21 protein-coding genes are annotated in these 20,492 nt (G+C 70.2%); 12 read left to right on the top strand and 9 right to left on the bottom strand.

All coding sequences use genetic code 11. The features are described from left to right. Positions 1–38 precede the first annotated feature (38 nt). The gene (locus tag ACFWZU_RS07235; protein ID WP_439700732.1) at positions 39–737 is read left to right on the top strand and encodes a murein L,D-transpeptidase catalytic domain family protein; all 699 of its coding nucleotides are present in this window, start codon (positions 39–41) and stop codon (positions 735–737) included. On the opposite strand, the gene ACFWZU_RS07230 is transcribed toward ACFWZU_RS07235, so the two are convergent. The 3 genes from ACFWZU_RS07230 to ACFWZU_RS07220 all read right to left on the bottom strand — a co-directional run bounded on the left by ACFWZU_RS07230 (position 665) and on the right by ACFWZU_RS07220 (position 5,176). Next, a complete protein-coding gene (locus ACFWZU_RS07230; protein WP_439700784.1) occupies positions 665–1,942 on the bottom strand; it encodes an acetate/propionate family kinase in 1,278 nt (425 codons plus the stop codon). The two genes, ACFWZU_RS07235 and ACFWZU_RS07230, sit on opposite strands and share 73 nt — an antisense overlap. Then, complete coding sequence (locus tag ACFWZU_RS07225; RefSeq protein ID WP_439700731.1) at positions 1,915–4,296, bottom strand: phosphoketolase family protein; 2,382 nt, start codon at positions 4,294–4,296, stop codon at positions 1,915–1,917. Before ACFWZU_RS07225 ends, ACFWZU_RS07230 begins: the two co-directional genes overlap by 28 nt. A 76-nt stretch (positions 4,297–4,372) precedes the next feature. After that, positions 4,373–5,176 carry a universal stress protein gene (locus tag ACFWZU_RS07220; protein WP_439700730.1) on the bottom strand — a complete coding sequence of 268 codons (804 nt, stop codon included), beginning with the start codon at positions 5,174–5,176 and terminating at the stop codon, positions 4,373–4,375. A 226-nt stretch (positions 5,177–5,402) separates the two neighbouring features. Here ACFWZU_RS07220 and ACFWZU_RS07215 point away from each other — a divergent pair, with 226 nt between their 5' ends. The 4 genes from ACFWZU_RS07215 to ACFWZU_RS07200 all read left to right on the top strand — a co-directional run bounded on the left by ACFWZU_RS07215 (position 5,403) and on the right by ACFWZU_RS07200 (position 8,044). Next, a complete protein-coding gene (locus ACFWZU_RS07215) occupies positions 5,403–5,822 on the top strand; it encodes a universal stress protein (RefSeq protein ID WP_439700729.1) in 420 nt (139 codons plus the stop codon). Positions 5,823–5,963: 141 nt separating this feature from the next. After that, positions 5,964–6,536 carry a GNAT family N-acetyltransferase gene (locus ACFWZU_RS07210; protein WP_439700728.1) on the top strand — a complete coding sequence of 191 codons (573 nt, stop codon included), beginning with the start codon at positions 5,964–5,966 and terminating at the stop codon, positions 6,534–6,536. A 10-nt stretch (positions 6,537–6,546) separates the two neighbouring features. Next, positions 6,547–7,437: a universal stress protein gene (locus tag ACFWZU_RS07205; RefSeq protein WP_439700727.1), complete on the top strand. Its 891-nt coding sequence runs from the start codon at positions 6,547–6,549 to the stop codon at positions 7,435–7,437. A 46-nt stretch (positions 7,438–7,483) separates the two neighbouring features. Next, on the top strand, positions 7,484–8,044 hold the full coding sequence (locus ACFWZU_RS07200) for a cytochrome b (RefSeq protein WP_439700726.1): 561 nt from the start codon (positions 7,484–7,486) through the stop codon (positions 8,042–8,044). Positions 8,045–8,192: 148 nt separating this feature from the next. On the opposite strand, the gene ACFWZU_RS07195 is transcribed toward ACFWZU_RS07200, so the two are convergent. Next, complete coding sequence (locus ACFWZU_RS07195; RefSeq protein WP_439700725.1) at positions 8,193–8,996, bottom strand: universal stress protein; 804 nt, start codon at positions 8,994–8,996, stop codon at positions 8,193–8,195. Positions 8,997–9,233: 237 nt separating this feature from the next. Between ACFWZU_RS07195 and ACFWZU_RS07190 the strand changes: the two genes are divergently transcribed. The 3 genes from ACFWZU_RS07190 (at position 9,234) to ACFWZU_RS07180 (ending at position 11,889) form a co-directional block, all read left to right on the top strand. Further along, the gene (locus ACFWZU_RS07190) at positions 9,234–10,061 is read left to right on the top strand and encodes a universal stress protein (RefSeq protein ID WP_439700724.1); all 828 of its coding nucleotides are present in this window, start codon (positions 9,234–9,236) and stop codon (positions 10,059–10,061) included. A gap of 18 nt (positions 10,062–10,079) precedes the next feature. Continuing rightward, positions 10,080–11,054 carry a zinc-dependent alcohol dehydrogenase family protein gene (locus ACFWZU_RS07185; protein WP_439700783.1) on the top strand — a complete coding sequence of 325 codons (975 nt, stop codon included), beginning with the start codon at positions 10,080–10,082 and terminating at the stop codon, positions 11,052–11,054. Between the two features lie 112 nt (positions 11,055–11,166). Further along, complete coding sequence (locus ACFWZU_RS07180; protein WP_439700723.1) at positions 11,167–11,889, top strand: Crp/Fnr family transcriptional regulator; 723 nt, start codon at positions 11,167–11,169, stop codon at positions 11,887–11,889. Positions 11,890–11,895: 6 nt separating this feature from the next. Here the strand turns inward: ACFWZU_RS07180 and ACFWZU_RS07175 are convergent, their stop codons facing one another. Continuing rightward, positions 11,896–13,923 carry a PAS domain S-box protein gene (locus ACFWZU_RS07175; RefSeq protein WP_439700722.1) on the bottom strand — a complete coding sequence of 676 codons (2,028 nt, stop codon included), beginning with the start codon at positions 13,921–13,923 and terminating at the stop codon, positions 11,896–11,898. A gap of 4 nt (positions 13,924–13,927) precedes the next feature. Then, positions 13,928–14,647, bottom strand: coding sequence for a response regulator (locus ACFWZU_RS07170; protein ID WP_439700721.1), 720 nt, complete (start codon positions 14,645–14,647; stop codon positions 13,928–13,930). Positions 14,648–14,907: 260 nt separating this feature from the next. Between ACFWZU_RS07170 and ACFWZU_RS07165 the strand changes: the two genes are divergently transcribed. Then, positions 14,908–15,699, top strand: a complete 792-nt coding sequence (locus ACFWZU_RS07165; protein WP_439700720.1) for a hypothetical protein — start codon at positions 14,908–14,910, stop codon at positions 15,697–15,699. Between the two features lie 14 nt (positions 15,700–15,713). Here ACFWZU_RS07165 and ACFWZU_RS07160 read toward each other — a convergent pair whose 3' ends face one another. After that, positions 15,714–16,136, bottom strand: coding sequence for a host attachment protein (locus ACFWZU_RS07160; RefSeq protein ID WP_439700719.1), 423 nt, complete (start codon positions 16,134–16,136; stop codon positions 15,714–15,716). 169 nt (positions 16,137–16,305) lie between these two features. Between ACFWZU_RS07160 and ACFWZU_RS07155 the strand changes: the two genes are divergently transcribed. The 3 genes from ACFWZU_RS07155 to ACFWZU_RS07145 are packed head-to-tail and all read left to right on the top strand — an operon-like array spanning position 16,306 to position 19,184. Beyond that, positions 16,306–16,752 carry a CBS domain-containing protein gene (locus ACFWZU_RS07155; RefSeq protein WP_439700718.1) on the top strand — a complete coding sequence of 149 codons (447 nt, stop codon included), beginning with the start codon at positions 16,306–16,308 and terminating at the stop codon, positions 16,750–16,752. Positions 16,753–16,761: 9 nt separating this feature from the next. Next, entirely contained in the window at positions 16,762–18,294 is a 1,533-nt protein-coding gene (locus tag ACFWZU_RS07150) for a thymidine phosphorylase family protein (RefSeq protein ID WP_439700717.1), read from the top strand. Further along, positions 18,291–19,184, top strand: coding sequence for a ribose-phosphate diphosphokinase (locus ACFWZU_RS07145; protein ID WP_439700716.1), 894 nt, complete (start codon positions 18,291–18,293; stop codon positions 19,182–19,184). The genes ACFWZU_RS07150 and ACFWZU_RS07145 overlap by 4 nt, the downstream gene beginning before the upstream one ends. A 56-nt stretch (positions 19,185–19,240) precedes the next feature. Here the strand turns inward: ACFWZU_RS07145 and ACFWZU_RS07140 are convergent, their stop codons facing one another. Both ACFWZU_RS07140 and ACFWZU_RS07135 read right to left on the bottom strand, forming a co-directional pair. Next, entirely contained in the window at positions 19,241–20,032 is a 792-nt protein-coding gene (locus ACFWZU_RS07140; protein WP_439700715.1) for a hypothetical protein, read from the bottom strand. A 106-nt stretch (positions 20,033–20,138) separates the two neighbouring features. Continuing rightward, positions 20,139–20,480: an ArsR/SmtB family transcription factor gene (locus ACFWZU_RS07135; protein ID WP_439700714.1), complete on the bottom strand. Its 342-nt coding sequence runs from the start codon at positions 20,478–20,480 to the stop codon at positions 20,139–20,141. Between the last annotated feature and the right edge of the window lie 12 nt (positions 20,481–20,492).

Here is a 20,492-nt window from a genome sequence, read left to right as displayed (position 1 = left end):
CGCGGCAAGCTTGTTTTTTTTGCTAAGCCTTACCGTCCATGCTCACCGCATTTGTCCGACGCCTTGCCGTCGCTGCGCTATTGCTCGCCCCTCTGGCGGCCGGCGCGTCTCCCACCACCGCCGACGTCCTGGCCCAGGCCCTGAGCCATGCGGCCCCCAAGGCCAATCCCAAAGTGCTGGCGCTGGCGTCGCAGGCGCTGACTTGCGTGCAACGGACCATGCCGACGAACACGCTCAGCGTGATCGACTATTCGCTGCCTTCCACCACGCCCAGGTTGTGGGTGTTCCAGCTCGGCCAGCAACCGCGGCTGTTGTTCCACGAGCGCGTCGCGCACGGGCGCAACAGCGGCGACAACATGGCGACGCGCTTTTCCAACCAGCCGGGCAGCCTGATGTCGAGCCTGGGCACCTTCGTCACCGACGGTACCTACACCGGGCACAACGGTTATTCGCTGCGGCTCAAGGGTATCGACGGGCGCTTCAACGACCGCGCCGAGGAGCGCGCGATCGTGATCCACGGTGCGAACTACGTGAGCGAGGCCTTTGCACAGAGCCAGGGCAGGCTGGGCCGCAGCTGGGGCTGCCCGGCGGTGCGCGCGGGCGTGGCACACAAGCTGATCGATGCGATCGCCGACCACTCGGTGGTCTTCGCCTACTACCCCGATCAGGCCTGGTTGCAGGCGTCGAAACTGCTTGGCGACTGCGGTGGCGGGGACGAGGCGCTGTCCTCGCGCTGATCGCCCGCGCCGGCCAGCAGCACATGCACGTGGCGGCAGATCTGGCGCTCTTCTTCCGAGGGCATGACGCGAACCTCGCAGGGCGCGTCGCGCGTGCCGATGCGCAACGCGCCGCCGCGGTTGCGTGATTCGTCCAGGCGGATCCCCGCCCATCCCAAGCCCGCGCAGATGTCGGCACGCGCCTGCGCGTCGTGCTCGCCGATCCCGCCCGTGAACACCAGCGCGTCGATGCCGTGGAGCACCGCAGCCATCGCGGCGATCTGCTTGCGCACCGACAGCACGAACATGTCGATGGCCAGCTTCGCGGCCGGTTCCTTGCGTTCCAGCTGGCGAAGCCGGCGCAGGTCGCCGCTGATCCCGGACACGCCGAGCAGGCCGGAGCGGTGGTCGATCAGCCTTTCGAGGCCACGCGCGTCCATGTCTTTTTCGCGGACCAGCCAGGTCAGCACGCCCGGATCCAGGTCGCCGCTGCGCGTGCCCATCATCACGCCGCCGTTGGGCGTCATGCCCATGCTGGTGTCGACGGAGCGGCCATCACGTACCGCGGTGACGCTCGCGCCGCTGCCCAGGTGGGCGATCACCAGCCGCGGCGGCGCATCCGGCCATTGCGCCAGCATCGAGGCGCACGAGAGGCCATGGAAACCGTAGCGCTGCACGCCCTCGGCCTGCAGCGCACAATCCACCGGCAGCGTGCGCGCCTCCTCGGGCAGTCCGGCATGGAAGGCGGTGTCCAGGCACGCCACCTGCGGTAGCGACGGATAGCGCGCCTGCGCGGCGCGGACCACCGACAGCGCCGCCGGCACGTGCAGCGGCGCGTAGATGCTGGCCGCTTCGAGCTGTGCCAGTACCGCGGCGTCGATGCGCGCATGCGTGCGCAGCTGCGGGCCGCCGTGCACGATCCGGTGGCCGATCGCATCGGGCGCCGGCACATCCAGCCCGGCCAGCAGCCGGGCGATGCGGGTGAAGGCCTGCACGCTGTCGGCGATCGCGACGGTTTCCTCGTGCAGCGTGGTGCCGCCGTGGCCGTCGCGCACGCGCAGCAGGCCGGCCGAGCTGCCGATTGCCTGCGCCTCGCCGGTGACGCGCGGATGCATCTCGCAGCCGCGCGCCCCGAACAGCCCGAACTTCAGCGAGGACGAGCCGCAGTTGAGCGCCAGTACGTGGAAGCCGCCGGGGTTCACGCCGACGGCGTCCCGGGCGTCCATTGCCACTGCGCCACCTCCGGCATGTCCTCGCCGTGCTCGCTGATGTACAGGCGGTGGCGCTCCATCGTCGTCCAGTAGCGGTCGGTCGCCGCCGAGGCAAGGTGCGCCAGTCGTGGGACACGCAGGATCGCGTCCAGCGCGAGCTGGTAGCGGTCCAGGTTGTTCATCACCGTCATGTCGAACGGCGTGGTGGTGGTGCCTTCCTCCTTGTAGCCGCGCACGTGCAGGTTGTCGTGGTTGTGGCGGCGGTAGGCGAGGCGGTGGATCAGGCCGGGGTAGCCGTGGAAGGCGAAGATCACCGGCCGGTCGCGGGTGAACAGCGCATCGAAGTCGTGGTCGCTCAGCGCGTGCGGGTGCTCGCCGGGCGGCTGCAGCACCATCAGGTCGACCACGTTGACCACGCGAACGCGTAGGTCCGGCGCGTACTCGCGCAGCAGCGTGACCGCGGCGAGCGTCTCCAGCGTCGGCACGTCGCCGGCGCAGGCCATCACCACGTCGGGCTCGGCGTCGCCGGTGTTGCCGGCCCACGCCCAGATGCCCGCGCCGATGCTGCAGTGACGGGCGGCCGCGTCGATGTCCAGCCACTGTGGAGCGGGCTGCTTGCCCGCCACGATCACGTTGACGTAGTTGCGGCTGCGCAGGCAGTGGTCGGCCACCGACAGCAGGCAGTTGGCGTCCGGCGGCAGGTAGATGCGCACCACGTCGGCCTTCTTGTTGGCGACGTGGTCGAGGAAGCCCGGGTCCTGGTGCGAGAAGCCGTTGTGGTCCTGGCGCCACACGTGCGAGCTGAGCAGGTAATTGAGCGAGGCGATCGGCGCGCGCCAGGGAATCTGCCGCGTGGTCTTCAGCCACTTGGCGTGCTGGTTGAACATCGAATCGATGATGTGGATGAACGCTTCGTAGCAGGAAAACAACCCGTGCCGACCGGTCAGCAGATAGCCCTCCAGCCAGCCTTGGCACAGGTGTTCGCTCAGCACCTCCATCACGCGGCCCTCCGGCGCCAGGTTCACGTCGACCGGTTCGATCGCCGCCATCCACGCCTTGGAGGTCGCCTCGAACACGTCCTGCAGGCGGTTGGAGGCGGTCTCGTCCGGCCCGAACAGGCGGAAGTTGCGCGCGTCGGCGTTCAGCCGCATCACCTCGCGCAGGTAGCGGCCAAGGGCGCGCGTGGATTCCATTTCCACCGCGCCCGGTGACGGCACGCCGACCGCGTGGTCGCGGAAGCGGGGCAGGGTGAGCGGCTCGAGCAGCGTGCCGCCGTTGGCGTGCGGGTTCGCACCCATGCGGCGGCGACCGGTCGGCGCAAGCTCGGCCAACTCCGGCTTGAGCCGGCCCTCGGCGTCGAACAACTCGCGCGGGCGGTAGCTCAGCAGCCAGTCCTCCAGCAGCTTGACGTGGCCGGGCTTGTCGAAGTCCTTCAGCGGCACCTGGTGCGCACGCCAGGTGCCTTCCACCGGCAGGCCGTCGACCACCTTGGGACCGGTCCAGCCCTTGGGGGTGCGGAACACGATCATCGGCCAGCGCGAGCGCTGCGGCGGACGGTCGCCGGCTGCCGACCGGGCGGCACGCTGTATCTCCCCGATGCGGTCGAGCGCGCGGTCGAGCGCGGCGGCGAGTTGCTGGTGTACCCGGGCCGGATCATCGCCCTCGACCAGCAGCGGCTCATAGCCGTAGCCGCGGAACAGCGCGTCCAGTTCCTCAGGCGTGATTCGCGCCAGCAGGGTCGGGTTGGCGATCTTGTAGCCGTTCAGATGCAGGATCGGCAGCACCGCGCCGTCGCGCACCGGGTCGAGGAATTTGTTCGAGTGCCAGCTGGTCGCCAGCGCCCCGGTTTCCGCCTCGCCATCGCCCACGATGCACGCGACGATCAGGTCGGGGTTGTCGAACGCGGCGCCGTAGGCATGCGCCAGCGAATAGCCGAGCTCGCCGCCCTCGTGGATCGATCCCGGCGTTTCCGGCGCCACGTGGCTGGGTACGCCATAGGGCCAGGAGAACTGGCGGAACAGCCGGCGCATGCCGTTGCTGTCGCGCTCGATGTCCGGGTAAGTCCCCGTGTAGGTGCCTTCCAGGTACGACTGGGCCACCAGGCCGGGGCCGCCGTGACCGGGGCCGATCACGTAGATCATGTCCAGATCGTGCGCCTTGATCAGCCGGTTCAAATGCACGTAGATGAAGTTGAGCCCGGTGGTGGTGCCCCAGTGCCCGAGCAGGCGCGGCTTGATGTGCCTGCGCTCCAGCGGCACTTCCAGCAGCGGGTTGTCCTGCAGGTAGATCTGGCCGACGGTGAGGTAGTTGGCCGCGCGCCAATAGGCGTCCATACGGCCAAGCAGCTGGTCGGACAGCGGCATGGGCATGGCGGGCTCCGGGGTTCGCGCTGGGTCGTCGGTGAACATGGATCGGGCTCCGCGTGGAAGGGGTGAAGGCCTGCGGTCAGTGCGCGAGCAGCAGCGGAAGCTGCGCGTGCGAAAGCACGTGGTGGGTGGTGCCGCCGAGCACCAGCTCGCTGATCCGCGAGCGCCCCCAGGCGCCCATGACCAGCAGGTCCGCGCGCATCGCCTCGGCCTCGCGCAGCAGGTGCACGCCGACGTCCTCGACGGGGTGGAACGGGCGACGTTGCTGCACGGTCACACCCTGGCGCGCCAGCCACTCGCCTATCGGCAAGGTTGGCGGGCCGAAGCCAGGCAGGGTCTCGTGCCAGCCGTCGAGCAGGTGCACTTCGGTGGCCTTGCGCAGCAGCGGCAAGGCCGCGCGGATGGCCTCGGTGGACTCGCCCGATCCGTTCCAGGCCAGCAGCACGCGCTCGGGTGCGCCACGCACTTCGCAGGACTCGGGCGCCAGCATTACGGGCACGCCGCCGGCGAACAGCGTACGCGTGACATTGTCCCAGCCGACCGGCAGGTTCTCGTTGCCGGGGGGCGCGCTGCAGACGAGCAGGTCGGCCATCCGCGAGCGGGTGGCCAGCACCGGGACGTACATTCCGCGAAACACCTCCCAGCTGCCTTCCACGCTCGCGCGTCGGCACAGCTCCTGCCACCACGGCGCCCGGCGGCGCGCCGATTCCTCCTCGGCCTCGAGGATCGCCAGCGCGTCCGGGATCGCGGTCACCGAGGGGATCTGCGCGACGATGTGGACGCCCGCCACGAACGCCTGCTGCTGCCGCGCGACGGCCAGGCCCAGCTGGATGGCGGGAAGATCCTCGCGCATCCGGTCGACGTCGATGATCATCTCGTACATGGCGTTCCTCCGGCGAGGCTTCATCCTCGGCCAGGGCTCGGGCCATGCGTTTGATCAGGATCAACCGGGTACGGCGTCGGGTGGCCACCACTGCGCCGGCACGCCTGTGCGTTGACCGAAATCAATTCGCAGCGTTTGCGGCGGCCTAGGCTGCTGCGCAGGCCACAACGGCCCCAGCCGCGGCTGCCTGCCGCCGAAGGAGAAGCGCATGTAAAAGCACATCCTGTTGCCGACCGACGGCTCCGAAGTGTCCCGGCGCGCGGTGGACCAGGGCCTCGAACTGGCAAGGGCGCTCGACGCGCGCGTGTACGCGTTGCACGTGATCCTGCCCTTCCAGGCCCTTTCCTACATGACCCAGATCATTCCCGAAAGCGAGACCAGCTATACCGAGGAGTCGGTGCGCTGGGCCGAGCACTACCTCGGCGAGGTCCGCGAAAAGGCCCGGCAGGCCGGCGTGCCCTGCGACAGCGATTTCGTGTTCGAAAAGCACCCCTGCGACGCGATCCTGGATGTCGCGAAGAAGCGCGAGTGCGACCTGATCGTGATGGGCTCGCACGGCTGGCACGGTTTCACCAAGCTGCTGCTCGGCAGCGAAACGCAGAAGGTGCTGGTACGCAGCCCGCTGCCGGTGCTGGTCTGCCGTTGAGGCGCCCCCGACGGTCTGCGGCACGGCGTGCGGCCGGTTGCCGCAGCCGATCCCGCGGGGAATTGACGCGGATCAATCCGGGCGCGTGACCGGCATGACCCAATGAAGCCACAGGGGTATTACACGCGACGAGGTTCGCCCATGGCCACGCTACCCACCGGAATCACTTCGCCCGCCAACGCCAGCCCGCCCGTGCTGCTGGAGGGAACGCACTGGATCAACCACCTGCGCGACGGCACCGTCGTGCTGATCCGCCCGCTGCAGCCGGAGGATCGCGAGCGCGAAGAGGAGTTCCTGCGCGCGATGTCGCCCGACGCCAAGCGCATGCGGTTCATGTGCAGTTTCCGCGAGGCCAGCCCGGAGCTGGTCGATCAGCTGATGGATGTGGATTACGACAAGCGCATGGCCTACGTCGCGCTCGCGCACGAGGATGGCAAGCTGCGCGAGGTCGGGGTCAGCCGCTACAGCACTAACGGCGACCGCACGCGTTGCGAATGCGCGGTCACCGTGGCTGACAACTGGCGGCACCGTGGCCTGGCCGTGGTGCTGATGCGGCACCTGATCGACGTGGCCCGCAAGCACGGCTTCAGGCAGATGTACTCGGTCGATTCGGCGGACAACCAGCCGATGCAGGAGCTCGCCGCCTACCTGGGCTTCAAGCGCTCGCTGGATCCGGGCGACCCGGCGCAGGTCATCCACACGCTGGTGCTGTGAGGAGCCTGCCATGAATGCCGTCGTCCATGCCCCGAACCGGATCCCCGAAGGCGCGGCCCAACCCGTGCTGCCGGTGGCAAACCAGCCCTCCGACATCGTGGCGATCGCCACCTCGACCTCGCCCTGGAACCCTGCCGTGCTGGTGGCCGCCACGCTGGCCGCGCGCTGGCAGAGTCTGCTCACCGGCTGCTTCGTGGATGCATCGCTGCGCCTTCTGCGCGGCCCGGAAAGCGAACCCTCCGTGCTCGGCCTGCTGCTGGACACGCCCGTGCAGGATTTCGAAACGGCCGACACCTTCCGTGCCTTCGCGCGATCCCGTGGCGTATCGCACGCCTCATGGGTAGTGGCTCAGACGGGGCTGGCGCGCGTCCTGCGCGAGCTGGGCGCCTGGCACAGCCTGGCCGTACTCGAGCGCGATGTGGTCGATGGCGAAACCCTGACCGAGCTGCTCGGCGAGGTGCTGCTGTCCTGCCGGCTGCCCAGCCTGATCCTGCCGCCGGACTGGAACCGCGACACCCCGTTCCAGCGTGTGCTGGTGGCCTGGGATGGCAGTACCGAGGCCACCCGCGCCATCCACGCGGCCTTGCCTTTCCTGCAGGGTGCGCGGCGCGTGGTGCTGCTCGATGGCGGACGGCCGCACAGCCCCGAGGGCGAGTGCTACCTGCCGCACTTCGAACCGTTCGTATACATGGCTCGCCACGGCATCGAGGCGGACCCGATGTGCGTAGGTGTTCCCGCACGCACCGCGGGTGCGGCGCTACTGAAGAAGGCCGAGCAGGTCGGCGCCGACCTCATCGTGATGGGCGCCTTCGCCCACTCACGGATGCGCGAGCGCGCGATCGGGTGCGCGACCCGATACGTGCTCCAACATGCGCAGATCCCGATCTTCCTGCAGCACTGAAGCGCGCGCGAATCGAAAGACGACCCAGAGACGAGGCAACTGCGATATGGAAAAACAGGGCAACCCGGCCGGTGAACGCTACACGGGCCTGTCAATCGGCGTGCACTGGCTGACACTGGCGCTGCTGGTGGGCGTCTACGCGTGCATCGAGCTGCGCGAGTTCTTCCCGCGCGGCAGCGGTACCCGGCAGGCGCTGGCGAGCTGGCACTACATGCTCGGGCTGGCCACGTTCGCGCTGGTGTTCCTGCGCCTGGCGTTCCGCATCGCAGGCCGCACGCCACCGATTCATCCGGCACCGCCGCTCTGGCAGCAGCGTCTGGCCGGGCTGGTGCACCTGGCGCTTTACGCCTTCCTCGTGGCCATGCCGTTGCTGGGATGGCTCATCCTGAGCACCGCCAACGAGCCGGTGCCGTTCTTCGGCGTGCAGCTGCCGCCGCTGGCCGCGCCAGATCGCGCGCTGAGCCACAACCTCGAGGAGATCCACGAAACCATCGGCACCGTCGGCTATTACCTGATCGGCCTGCACGCCGCCGCTGCGCTGTTCCACCACTACTTCATGCGCGACAACACGCTGCTGCGCATGCTGCCGCGGCACGGCCGCGGGTGAGAGCTGTAGGCAGTTCACCATCAAGCGGCACGATGTCGCGCACGGATGCGCTCCTACAGGGACGCGGCAGCATGTCGGCGAGCCCCTGGTAGGAGCGCACCTGTGCGCGACCGAAGCACCGGCTCCCGAAAGAGAGCGGATAGCATCGTCAGCCTTTCAGCAACACCGGCAGCTGGCTGCGCGCCAGCACGGCCCGGGTGGTCGATCCCAGCGACGTTTCGCCCGGGCGCCGGCGTCCGCTGGCGCCCATGACGATCAGGTCCGCCCGGGTGTCGCGGGCGTAGGCGAGTACCTGTTCGCTCGCCTCCTCCTCGGCGCCGGTCACGGTCTCGATCGCGGCGACCGGAACACCGTGCCTGCGCAGGTGCGCGAGGGCATCCGGCGCGTTACCGACGCTGCGCGCCGGGTTCTGTTGCAGCAGGGAGACGACCTTCGCAATCTTCAGCAGCGGGACTGCTGCGTGCAGGGCCCGGCTGGATGCGGCCGACCCGTTCCAGGCCACCATCGCGTGCACCACGCGGCCCGGGGCGTAGTTGGCATCGGGCACCGCGATGCAGGCCGCGCCGGAAAGCACGACCTCGGCAACCAGGGATTCGGCGGCGAAACTTCGCAACGAACGGCCCTGCAGGATCACCAGGTCGTGCCAGTCGCCGATCATCGCCAGCGCATCGGACGCCTGACCTATGGCGACCTGCCAGAGGGTCCGGCCAACCCCGAGCTGGCCTGCCCATGTCGCGAAATCCCGCCCGGCGAGCATCGCCTGTTGCAGGTTGTCCTGCGCGTAGGCGGCCATTTCCGCCGCCAGTCGTGCCGGTCCGTGGGGCGTGGCGCTGCTCGGCGCGATGAAGAGGCCGGTGAGCGAAGCCTGTATCGAGGCGGCGAGCTGTGCGGCATAACGCACGCTGTCATGCAGGGTCCGGTAGTCGGGGCTGTGGACCACGATGTCGCGCACGGCAGCTTCCTCGTTCGCGGACCGATCCGCGCACGAAGCGTGAGCCAACGACCCGGGGACGACTTGACCCAGATCAGTCCAGTTGCCGCAACGGTGCTCCCGGGCCCGGGCCACGCCGGGCATCCCCGCGGCGCGCAGTCCACGCATTTGACCTGCATCACCTTGCGCCGTGCGCGGCGGCCTAGTGTCGTTGCAACGCAGCCGCTACTTGCGCGGCGCACGCACGGAGCCACCGCCATGTACGACATCCTGGTCAACTCGCTGAACTACGAGGACTGGTCCCGCGGCGTCCAGTACGGCACGCAACTGGCGGCGCTGATGCAGGCGTCCGTCACCGGCACGTACATCTATCCCTCGCCGCTGTACGCCACGCCGAGCTTCAGCACGCCGGAACTGATCGAGGCGGTGCTGGAGACGGCACGCACGCTGGAGGCGAGCGCGCTGGCTGCCGAACGTCCGTTCGTCAGCTGGGCCAGCGCCATGGGCATCGAGCACGCCGCCTGGGTGGTGGGGCAGGGCCTTCTGTCCGACGCGCTGGTGCAGGTCGCCTGCTGGCACGACCTGCTGGTGCTCGAACGCGACCCCATGCGGACCTGGGCGACGCCCGCCGACCTGGCGGCGCTGATCCTCGCGGTGGGCCTGCCGTGCATCGTGGTTCCGCCGCAGCCGGTGCATGCGGTCGGCCTGTCCAGCGTGGCCATTGCCTGGAATGGCGCGCCGGAGGCGATCCGCGCGGTGCACTCGGCGCTGCCACTGTTGCAGCGGGCCGAGGAAGTGCTGTTGCTGCGCGGGGCCCCCAAGGAAGCCTTCCACGACGTCAGCTGGAAGCCGCCCTTCGACATCGATGCCTACCTCAACCGCCATGGCATTCGCGCCCGCTCGCAGGACCTGCTCACCAACGAGCACGCCGCCGGCGAAGCCCTGCTGGAGCAGGCCGATCGTTTCCACGCCGATCTGCTGGTGATGGGCGCCTATGGCCGCAGCCGCTTCAGCGAGTGGGCGCTCGGCGGCGCCACCCGGCACGTGCTGTGGCATGCGCGGCTGCCGGTGCTCTTCCGCCATTGAGCCTCGCCCGTGCGCGCCATGGTGCTGGAGTCGGTGGGGCGGCCGCTCGTGCTGCGGCAGCCGGTCGATCCGGAGCCGGGGCCCGGCGAGGTCCGCCTGCGCGTGGAGGCCTGCGGGGTGTGCCGTACCGACCTGCACGTGGTGGACGGCGAACTCCCCGCCGTGGCGCCGCCGGTCGTGCCCGGACACGAAGTGGTCGGCCGCGTGGACCGGCTGGGAACCGGCGTACATCGGATCACCCCGGGCCAGCGCGTGGGCGTGCCCTGGCTTGGCTCGACCTGCGGCGTGTGCGAATACTGCCTGGACGGGCGCGAGAACCTGTGTGAGACCCCGGGCTTCACCGGCTACACGCGTCCCGGCGGGTTCGCCAGCCATCTGGTCGCACGCGCGGACTTCTGCATCCCGCTGGCGGATGACGCCGACCCGGTCGCGACTGCACCGCTGCTGTGCGCGGGCCTGATCGGCTGGCGCGCATTGTGCCGGGCGGGGCGGGCGCGCACCCTGGGCATCTACGGCTTCGGCGCAGCCGCGCATCTGCTGACCCAGGTGGCGCGCCAGCAGGGACAGCGGGTGTATGCGTTCACCCGCCCGGGCGACCTGGCGGCGCAGGCCTTTGCGCTTTCGCAAGGCGCGGCGTGGGCGGGCGATGCCGACGCGGCCGCGCCCGGGCTGCTGGACGCGGCGATCATCTTTGCCCCCGCCGGCGAGCTGGTGCCGGTCGCCTTGAGGGCGGTGCGCAAGGGCGGCCGGGTAGTGTGCGGTGGCATCCACATGTCCGACATCCCGGCGTTTCCCTACCGGCTCTTGTGGGAAGAGCGCGAGCTGGTCTCGGTCGCCAACCTGACTCGCGCCGACGCCGATGCGTTCTTCGCCGAAGCTGCCCGCGCGGACGTGCATGCCACCACCCGGCGCTACCGGCTGGAAGCGGCGAACGAGGCACTCGACGACCTGCGCCACGGCAGGCTCGACGGGGCGGCGGTGCTGCTGCCGTAACAGGCAGGCGCGGGACTGTTACCGACCGTTACACAAGGTTGCGCGGCCGACGTCGTTCCGTGGCAATGGCTGGCTAACGTGGCAGCCAACGCCAACGCCCGGGAAGATCGCCATGAACGCCCTCGCCACCCACGTCCCGATGCCTGCCTCCCTCCCGGTGCTGCAAGCCATGGCCTCGGTGGGGCCGATCGACATCGAGCAACTCTCGCAGCACGTGCAGCTGGTCCGCCGCAAGCTCGCACCGGGCCAGCACGTCTACCGGGCGGGGCAATCGTTCCACGCGATCTATCTGGTGCACGCGGGATTCCTGAAGACCTGCGAATTGTCCGAGGACGGACGCGAACGGGTGACCGGCTTCCGCATGCGCGGTGACCTGGTCGGCGTGGAGTCGATCGGGCTGGCACACTTCGCCTGCGACGTGGTCGCGCTGGACGACAGCGAGGTCTGGGAGCTGCCTTACCCGCCGGTGTTGCATGCCTGCCTGCGCATGCCCGAGCTGCAGACGCGGCTGACCGCAGCACTGGCTGGCGAGATCCGCAACGACCGCGCATGGATGCTGGCCCTGGGTACGCTTACCGCCGAGCAACGCGTGGCCGCGTTCCTGCTGGACATGGCCGAGCGCCACCTGCGGCTGGGTTTCAGCCCGCGCCACTTCCTGCTGCGCATGGGTCGCGCCGACATCGCCAGTTTCCTGGGGATCAAACACGAAACGGTGACCCGCGCGTTGTCCAGGCTCGAGCGGATGCAGTGCATCGATGTGCAGCGGCGCGAGATCCGCCTGCTCGATCCCGACGGCCTGCGCCGCATGGCCGGGCAGGGTGCCACCATCCACTGAAGACGGTCAGCCCGGCCGCTCTTCCAGGGCCAGCGCCAGCGCTTCGCCCAGTTGGTCGCGTCGGTACGGCTTGCGCAACAGGCCGACGCCGCTCTGCAGTGCCTCGTCGGCACCATCGGTGGAACGCTCGTAGCCGGAGGTAAGCAGTGCGGGCAGTCCCGGGCGCAGCCGACGCGCCTCGCGCACCAGCTCGAAGCCGTTGCTGCCGTTACCCAGCGCCACGTCCGAGAACAGCAACTGGATGCCGCGGTCGATGCGCAGCAGCTCCAGCGCCCGTTGCGCGTCGGCGGCTTCCAGCGTGTCGTAGCCCAGCGCATGCAGGAAGCGCACGGCGACCTTGCGCACGCCCGGCTCGTCCTCGACCACCAACACCCGCGCATGCCCCGGGGTGACGCTGCCGGGGGTGCGGGCCTCGCCGATCTCTTCCACCGGTGGTGCGGTCGGCAGCAGGATTTCCACGCGCGTGCCGCGGCCTGGCTGGCTGCCGATCACGACGCGCCCGCCCGACTGCCTGACGAACCCATAGACCATGCTCAATCCAAGGCCGCTGCCCTTGCCGGCGTCCTTGGTGGTGAAGAAAGGCTCCAGCGCATGGTCCAGCACCTCCTGCGTCATGCCCGTGCCGCTGTCCTCGACCAGGAATGCCACGTACTGGCCCGGTGGCAGGCCACCGGTTTCGCCTGCGCCGAGTTCTCGCAAGCGGGCGCTGATCCGCAGCAGTCCCCCGTCCGGCATCGCGTCACGGGCATTGATCGCGAGGTTGACCAGCGCCGTTTCCAGCTCCCCGGGGTCGGCAAAGACGGCAGGGACGCGGGCAGGGCAGTCCAGCTCGACATGGATGCGAGCGCCCAGCGTGCGCGCCAGCATGTCGCCCAACTCGTCCAGGATCTGCTGCGGTCGCACGCCGCGTGGGGCCAGCGCGCGGCGGCGCGAGAAACCCAGCAGCTTGCGGGTGAGGTTGATGCAGCGGTCGACCGCGCGCGACGCGCTGTCGATGAGCTCGCGGGCGTCGCCCACGCCGGCGTACTCCGCGTCCAGTATCTGCAGGTTGCCCGACACGACGGTGAGCAGGTTGTTGAAGTCGTGTGCGATGCCGCCGGTGAGCTGGCCCAGCGCATCCAGCCGTTGCGCGTGGGCGAGCTGCTCCTGGCTGCGCCCGCGCAGCACGGCCGCGGCGAGCATGTTGGCCGCCAGTTGCAGGAAGGCCCGCTGGTCGGCGTCCCACTCGCATGGTTTCCGGTTGAGCGCGAGCAGCGCGCCGGTCGCCTCGTGGCGATCGAGCAACGGGACGATCGCCGCGTCGGACAATCCATGCGCCTTCAGCGCCGCGCGCACGGCGGGCAAGGTGCCGGCCGCATCCTCCGACAGGATCCATGCACCCGGGACATGCCGCTCGCCCAGGCGCGCAGCCAAGCCATCGCGGGCAAACGCATCGGCGAGTGCGTCCAGGACATCCGGTGCGAGACCCGATGCCGAGCGGATCGGCAAGGCCTTGCCACCGGGCAGCCCTACCGCAACAGCCACCGCGTCGACGCCCATGGCGGTGGCGATCAGGCCGGAGACCGCCACGCGCAGCGAGCCGTCGTTGCCGGCCTCAAGCACAAGACGGCCCAGTTCGGCCAGGTAGCCGTCGCGCTGCGCGCGCCGCAGCGCCTGCCGCGCCCGCTGCGTCTCGGAGATGTCGCGGATGGAGGCAGCATAGCGACCGCTTCCGACCGGGCTGAGTGCGATCTCCATCGGGAAGGTACTGCCGTCGCGCCGCACGCCGGTCAGTTCGTAGCCCGCACCCATCGGGCGCGTCCGCGGATGCGCCATGTAGCCGGCGCGATAGGCGACGTGTGCGGCACGCGCGGCTTCGGGCAACAGATTCTCCACGCGCAGGCCGAGCAGCGCGCCCGGGGCGTAGCCGAACAAACGGTCCGCCTGGGGGTTGGCCAGCACGATGTCGCCGGCCGCGTCGACCACGACCATCGCGTCCGGGGCCGTCTCAAACAGCGTGCGGAACAGGTCGTTGTCATCGGCTCGTGATGGCACGGCATCACTCCTGGCGTACCGTATCGCTGAAGATGTAGCCGGCGCCGCGCACCGACTTGATCAGCACCGGAGAGGCGGGGTCGGGCTCGATCTTGCGACGCAGGCGGCCGATCTGTACGTCGACGGCGCGGTCGTAGGGGCCCGAATCCCTGCCGTAGAGGTGGTTCATCAACTCGTCCCGCGACAGCACCCGGTTGGCGTGGGTGACCAGCACGCGCAGCAGTCCGAACTCGCCGCTGGTCAGCGGCACGGCATCGCCCGAGGGCGCGAGCAGGGTGCGACTGTCCAGTTCCAGCCGGTAACCGGCGAAGCGGTAGACCGCCGGCCGCGACATCGCCTGTCGGGGGTGCTCGGCGGTACGGCGCAGCACGCTGCGGATGCGTGCCAGCAGTTCGCGCAGTTCGAACGGCTTGGTCACGTAGTCGTCGGCACCGACTTCCAAACCGACGATGCGGTCGACCGAGTCGCCGCGGCCGGTGACGATGATCACCGGTCCGCGCCAGTGCTCGTGCAGGTGGCGCGTCAGTTCCAGCCCGTCCTCCCCGGGCAGGCCGAGGTCCAGCAGCACCAGGTCGATCGCGTCGGTCGCCAGCACCGCAAGCATGTGCTGGCCGTTGCCGACCGTGCTCACCTGGAAGCCTTGGGCGGAGAGATAGCGCTTGAGCAGCGCCGCGACCTCGGCGTCGTCGTCGACGACCAGCAGGTGAGCCTGCCGGAGTGACACCCCTTGTGGCTTGTCAGGGTCCTGTACCGACACGAGAGCCCCATCGCATGCTGGTTGGCGTGGTAGCCGCCAGAAGCCGGGAGGGCCTGCGGGCCCGCTCGATGACGCGACCTGCCGGCTATATACCAGAGAAGGTCCACGCCGCGCGCGAAGGCGATCAAGCGTGCGTCAAAACCTCCCTGCGCCAGGTTGATCCTGGTCAACAGCGCCAAGTACGCCGCACGCGATGCTGGCAATGGGCGCCATGCGAGGAACCCGCCATGCTCGAGATGCTTGTGGACGCCGGGCCCCATGCCGGCGGTCCGTTCCTGGAAACGGTGTTGTCGCTCGCCAGGCGCGTGGATGCCTTCGCCTGCGGCTTCCAGGTGTTGCCGCTGCAGCCGCCAGTGGCGCTGTCCTTCGAAACCGCTTTGCTGGAGGCTGAGGAGCAGGGTGCTCGCGCCCGGCGCGACTGGTGGCTGGAGCAGTGCGCACAGGCTGGCGTCGAGGGCGATTGGGAAGTCCTGCGTGGCGAGATCGGGCCGGCGATCGCCAAGCGATCGCGGCTGGCCGACCTGGTCTGCCTGGAGGTCTCGGTCGCAGGCGGGGCACGCGACCTGCTCTCGCCCGAACCCGACCGGGCACTGGTGGAGGCCGCCGGTTCGCTGCTGCTGGTGCCCTCCACCTGGAAGGGCGTCACGGGCACGCGCGTGCTGGTGGCGTGGAACGGCTCGGCCGAGGCGGCCAATGCCATCCGCGTCGCGCTTCCGTTGCTGGCCAGGGCGACCGACATCTGCGTGCTCGATGGCGAGCAGGCCTGCCTGCCGGGCATCACGCCTTCGCCGTTGCCGCTGCACGCGTGGATGATCCGGCAGGGTATCCAGGCGCAGTGGGAGTCGCTCGATCCCTCGCGCCAGCGGGATGTTTCGGTCGCCGACGTCGCCCGGCGGATGGGCGCGGACCTGCTGGTGATGGGCGCCTACGGCCGCCACTGGAGCAGCACGTTCGGGCGCAGCCAGATGACCCGAAGCCTGCTCAGCCACATCGATCGCCCCATCCTGCTTTCGCATTGAGTTGCGTGTGCCGATCAGTCGAGCAGGTAACCGCGGATGGCGCCGCTGTCCAGGCCGCTCAGGTTGCGCCGGATCTCACGGCTCACGCATTGCTGCACCTCCTTGCCCAGCTCGCCGTGGAGCGCGCCCAGGAAGCGTGGCGCCGCGGCGATGACCAGCGACTGGAAGCGATGCGCGTCGCGCCCAGCGCGCAGCGCGGCGGCCAGCGTGGCAGCAAAGCGCGCGCTGGCCTTGTCCTTCGGAGCGGTGCGCGGCTCGATCGCATGCCGTGCACTGCCGATGCGCTCCTGTACGCGCGGCTGCCGTTCGGCACCCGGGCTGCGCGCAGCCTCGGTGTTGACGAAGCAGGCGGTCTCGGCCCAGGGCTCCCGGCAGTGCCCGAATTCGAACAGGCGCGCCTTTTCGCTATCGGCCACCAGCACCCATGTCTTGTTCATGGCTTTCTCCGGCAACGGGCGACATGCAAGGAGGAAGGTAGCGATGCTTCCGGACAGGCAGTTGATGCCGGTCAACAAAGCCGGCGGTGCGCCAGTTGATCCTGGTCAATCGGGGCGCGAAGCAAACCGCCATCCTGATGCCGTCAGCAGCGAGCGGAAAGGAGGCGCCATGCGTGCCATCGACATCGGTACCCGGCGGGTCGTCCAGGCGGGCGCTTCGGCGACGGTGAGCGAGGCCGCCGGCGTCATGCGCAGGCACCAGGCCGGCTGTCTGGTAGTGACGCGCGAGCAGGACGGCCGCCCCGAGCCGGTCGGCATCGTGACCGACCGCGACCTCGTCACACGCTGCATCGCCGCGCATTTCGATCCGGCGACCACTACGCTCGAATGCGTCATGTCCGCGCCGCTGCTGCACTGCAGGCCGGATGCGCCGATCGACGAGGTGGTGGACGTCATGCAGCAGCGGGGCGTGCGCCGGCTTCCGCTGGTCGATGATGCCGGCGTGCTGGTTGGCATCCTCAGCACGGACGACGTGCTGGTCGCCCTCGCCGAACTGGCCGACCGGATCAACCAGACGCTCAACGCCCAGCCGACCCTCGATCGGGCCTATCTCTAGGAGCCGTGCGTGCCTGCCAAACCATGGCCTGAGCTGCCGTTTCCGGGCGAACGGCTGCGCCCGTGCCGCATCGGCATCGATACCGGCGGCGAACACGTGGCGTATCTGCGCAAGGACTCGCCGGCCTGCCATGGCGAAGGTTTCGGTCCGCATTCGCGCCTGCAGGTGGGCGTCGGCGACCGTCGGCTGATGGCGACGCTGGCGATCGTGCAGGGCGATGCGCTCGCCCCGGACGAGGTGGGCCTGTCCGAATCCGCGTGGCTGCGGTTGCTGCCCGCCGCGCACGAGCAGGTGACGCTCACGCACCCGCCCAGCGTCGAGTCGCTTTCCAGCGTCCGCGCGAAGCTCTACGGCCGCACCCTTGCCGACGCCGAAGTGCGCGCGATCGTGGCGGACATCGCCGCGCAGCGCTACTCGAACCTCGAAATGGCGGCTTTCATCGCGGCCTGCAGCAACGACCACCTCGATCTGGACGAGGTGGTCGCCCTGACCGGCGCGATGGTCGACTCCGGTGCGCGGCTGCGCTGGCCGGGCGAGGTGGTCGTGGACAAGCACTGCGTCGGCGGGCTGCCGGGCAACCGCACCACGCCGATCGTGGTGGCCATCTGCACGGCGCTGGGACTGACCATGCCCAAGACGTCCTCGCGCGCAATCACCTCGCCCGCGGGAACGGCCGACACCATGGCGATGCTGGCGCCGGTGGAGCTGGACCTGGCACGCATGCGCCGCACGGTCGAGCGCACCGGCGGATGCATCGTGTGGGGCGGGGCGATCAACCTGGCGCCGGTGGACGACGCGCTGATCCGCATCGAGCGCGCGCTGGACATCGACAGCCCGGGGCAACTGGTCGCCTCGATCCTGTCCAAGAAGATCGCCGCCGGCTCGACCCGGGTGGTGATCGACATACCGGTCGGACCGACTGCCAAGGTGCGCGAGCCACGCCACGCGCGCACGCTCGAGCGGATGTTGCGTTCCGTGGCCGATCGTTTCGGCCTCGGGGTCACGGTGATGCGCACCGATGGCCTGCAGCCGGTCGGGCGCGGCGTGGGGCCGGCTCTCGAAGCGCACGACGTGCTGGCGGTGCTGCGCAACCTGCCGTCGCAACCGCTGGACCTGCGCGAACGCGCGCTGGCGCTCGCCGCCGCGGTGATCGAGGCCGGCGGTTTGGTGGGCATCGACGCGTCCGTGGCGGCACGCGACTGCCTGGATTCGGGTCGCGCGTGGCGCCAGTTCCAGGCGATCTGCGAGGCCCAGGGTGGCCTGCGCACGCCTGGCCTCGCGGCCTACCGGCAGCCGGTGGCGTCCACGCGGGCGGGCCGTGTGGACGCCATCGACAGCCGTCGCCTCGCACAGGCGGCCAAGCTCGCCGGTGCGCCGCTCTCGCCGCTGGCCGGGCTGACGATCGACGTGCGCCTGGGCGATGGCGTGGTCGTCGGCCAGCCGCTCTTCACCCTGCATGCGCAGAGCCCGGGCGAACTTGCCTACGCCATGGAGTACGTCTCGCGCCATCCGGACATCGTCCGCCTCGGAACCGGCCCATGAGCCTACTCTACGCGTTGCCCGGGAACGCCGCCTTCGCCCGCGCGCTCTGTCGTCACGCAGGCTGGCAGCGCGGACAGCTCGAGCTGCACCGCTTCCCCGACGGCGAGGCGCTGTTGCGGCTGGCCACGCCACCGCGCGGCGTCGTGGCGCTGGTCTGCTCGCTGCAACGGCCGGACGCGAAGCTGTTCGCGCTGCTGGCCGCGGCGGCCACCGCGCGCGAGCTCGGTGCGGCCCAGGTCGGGTTGGTGGCGCCGTACCTGGCCTACATGCGCCAGGATGCACGCTTCCGGCCGGGCGAGGCGGTCTCCGCGCGGGTCATCGGCGAGCTGCTCGGCCACGCCTTCGACTGGGTGGTGACGGTCGACCCGCGCCTGCACCGCATCCACGACCTCGCCGAGGTGTTCGCCTGCCGCACGGCGGTCGTCCAGGCGGCGCCGGCGCTCGCCGCCTGGATCGGGGCGAACATCCGCTCGCCGCTTCTGGTCGGGCCGGACGGGGAGAGCGCGCAATGGGTGCAGGCCGTGGCGGGCCACCTGGGTGCGCCCTGCGTGGTGGCGCGCAAGCAGCGGCGCGGCGACCGCGACGTCAGCGTGCGGTTGCCTTCGCTGGCGCGCTGGCGCGGGCACACGCCGGTGCTGCTGGACGACATCGCCGCCTCCGGCCACACGCTGATCGACACCGCCCGGGGCGTCCGCGAGCAACTGCCGCAGGCGGCCCCGGTCGCGGTGGTGGTGCACGGGCTGCTCGGGCGGCGCACGCTGGCAGCCTTGCATGGCGCCGGTATCGCCCGCCTGGTCACCAGCAACACCGTGCCGGGCGAACGGGCGGCGATCGACGTCAGCACCCGCGTCGCCGAGGCGCTCGCGGCCATCGCGGGCGAAGCGCGCTAGCGGACCGGCCGCACCAGCGGGTCGACGTGCAGGAGAGTCGACCTGCGCCAGCCGGGTCAGGGCGCGAGCAGCAGCGGTACGCGGCTGTGCCTCAGCGAATGGCGCGTCGCGCCGCCCAGCAGCCGCTCACTGGTCCGCCGGCGCCCCCACGCGCCCTGCACCAGCAGGTCGACGCAAAGGCGGGCCGCCTCGCGATGGATGGCTTCGCCTATGTCGCCGCAGGCCTGGAACGGCAACCAGTCGCACGATACGTCTTGCCGCTTTAGCCACTGCCGCAGCGGTGCGGCGGTCCGGGCGCCCGGACCATGCGTGCCATCGAGCACGGTCACCCGGTCCGCCATCCGCAGCAGTGGCAGCGCCGCGCGCGCGGCGCGGGCAGACGGCGCGCTTCCGTTCCAGGCGAGCAGCACATGGCCGAGCGACGGTCGCGCGATCCAGTCGTCCGGCACCAGGACGACCGGACAGCCGCCGTGCACGAGCGTCTCGGCCAGCCGGCGCGAGACATCCTGCAGGACCGCCGGCCAGCCGGGCAGGCGACCGATCACCAGGTCGGCCAGGCTCGCGCGCTCGGCCACCACCCGGCGGTAGACGCCGCAGACCACTTCCCAGCTGCCGCCCACGGCGGCGGCCTGGCAGCGCTGACGCCACCACACCTCGTCGGCCAGCGCGTCGCGCTCTTCGGCCGCCAGCACGCCGGCCGCATCGGGCAATGCCATCACCATCGCATCGAGCGGGATGACGCACAGCCCGGTCAACCAGGCGCGCCATTGGCGGGCCAGCGAAAACGCGTAGTCCAGCAAGGGCGCCTCGCGTTCGGGCTCGGACACGGTAACGATCAGTTCGGTCATGGCTTGGCTTCCGCGAGCGTCTGCGCCAAGCATGCGCAGACGGCGCGAGGCTGCTGTTGACCGGGATCAAGTCGCGCCATCGGGCTGCGGGGCCGGCAGCAGTTGCCTAACGGCGACCCTTGCGGCGAGCCGAGGGCGCGCAGTAGGCGCCGTAAAGGGTCTCGATCACTGCCTGCGCGGGACCCGGTTCGAGCGCGTAGTGGATCGACTGCGCCGCGCGGCGCGTGCTCACCAGGCGTTCCTTGCGCAGCCGCGCCAGGTGCTGCGAGAGCGCCGACTGGCTCAGGTCCGGCAGCGCCTTGTGGATTTCGCCCACCGATAGCTCGCCCTCGACCAGCAGGCACAGCACGCGCAGGCGCTGCGGGTTGCCGAGCGCCTTGAGCAGGCGCGCGGCCTCGTCGGCGCGGGCGTGCATGGGCGAAAGATCGGGTGGCGAGTCGGCGGGCATGGCAGCTTGACT

Origin of the sequence: Frateuria sp. GZRR33, from assembly GCF_051900425.1 — a bacterium.
Taxonomy (GTDB): domain Bacteria; phylum Pseudomonadota; class Gammaproteobacteria; order Xanthomonadales; family Rhodanobacteraceae; genus Frateuria_A.
This window is presented reverse-complemented; position numbering and strand designations above follow the sequence as displayed.

Coding starts and splice junctions, on each gene's coding strand:
- ACFWZU_RS07225 (WP_439700731.1), bottom strand. CDS start 4,296: ATGCCCATGCCGCTGTCCGACCAGCTGCTTGGCCGTATGGACGCCTAT.
- ACFWZU_RS07140 (WP_439700715.1), bottom strand. CDS start 20,032: ATGACCGAACTGATCGTTACCGTGTCCGAGCCCGAACGCGAGGCGCCC.
- ACFWZU_RS07145 (WP_439700716.1), top strand. CDS start 18,291: ATGAGCCTACTCTACGCGTTGCCCGGGAACGCCGCCTTCGCCCGCGCG.
- ACFWZU_RS07200 (WP_439700726.1), top strand. CDS start 7,484: ATGGAAAAACAGGGCAACCCGGCCGGTGAACGCTACACGGGCCTGTCA.
- ACFWZU_RS07210 (WP_439700728.1), top strand. CDS start 5,964: ATGGCCACGCTACCCACCGGAATCACTTCGCCCGCCAACGCCAGCCCG.
- ACFWZU_RS07230 (WP_439700784.1), bottom strand. CDS start 1,942: ATGGACGCCCGGGACGCCGTCGGCGTGAACCCCGGCGGCTTCCACGTA.
- ACFWZU_RS07155 (WP_439700718.1), top strand. CDS start 16,306: ATGCGTGCCATCGACATCGGTACCCGGCGGGTCGTCCAGGCGGGCGCT.
- ACFWZU_RS07185 (WP_439700783.1), top strand. CDS start 10,080: ATGGTGCTGGAGTCGGTGGGGCGGCCGCTCGTGCTGCGGCAGCCGGTC.
- ACFWZU_RS07180 (WP_439700723.1), top strand. CDS start 11,167: ATGAACGCCCTCGCCACCCACGTCCCGATGCCTGCCTCCCTCCCGGTG.
- ACFWZU_RS07235 (WP_439700732.1), top strand. CDS start 39: ATGCTCACCGCATTTGTCCGACGCCTTGCCGTCGCTGCGCTATTGCTC.
- ACFWZU_RS07165 (WP_439700720.1), top strand. CDS start 14,908: ATGCTCGAGATGCTTGTGGACGCCGGGCCCCATGCCGGCGGTCCGTTC.
- ACFWZU_RS07160 (WP_439700719.1), bottom strand. CDS start 16,136: ATGAACAAGACATGGGTGCTGGTGGCCGATAGCGAAAAGGCGCGCCTG.
- ACFWZU_RS07205 (WP_439700727.1), top strand. CDS start 6,547: ATGAATGCCGTCGTCCATGCCCCGAACCGGATCCCCGAAGGCGCGGCC.
- ACFWZU_RS07220 (WP_439700730.1), bottom strand. CDS start 5,176: ATGTACGAGATGATCATCGACGTCGACCGGATGCGCGAGGATCTTCCC.
- ACFWZU_RS07190 (WP_439700724.1), top strand. CDS start 9,234: ATGTACGACATCCTGGTCAACTCGCTGAACTACGAGGACTGGTCCCGC.
- ACFWZU_RS07135 (WP_439700714.1), bottom strand. CDS start 20,480: ATGCCCGCCGACTCGCCACCCGATCTTTCGCCCATGCACGCCCGCGCC.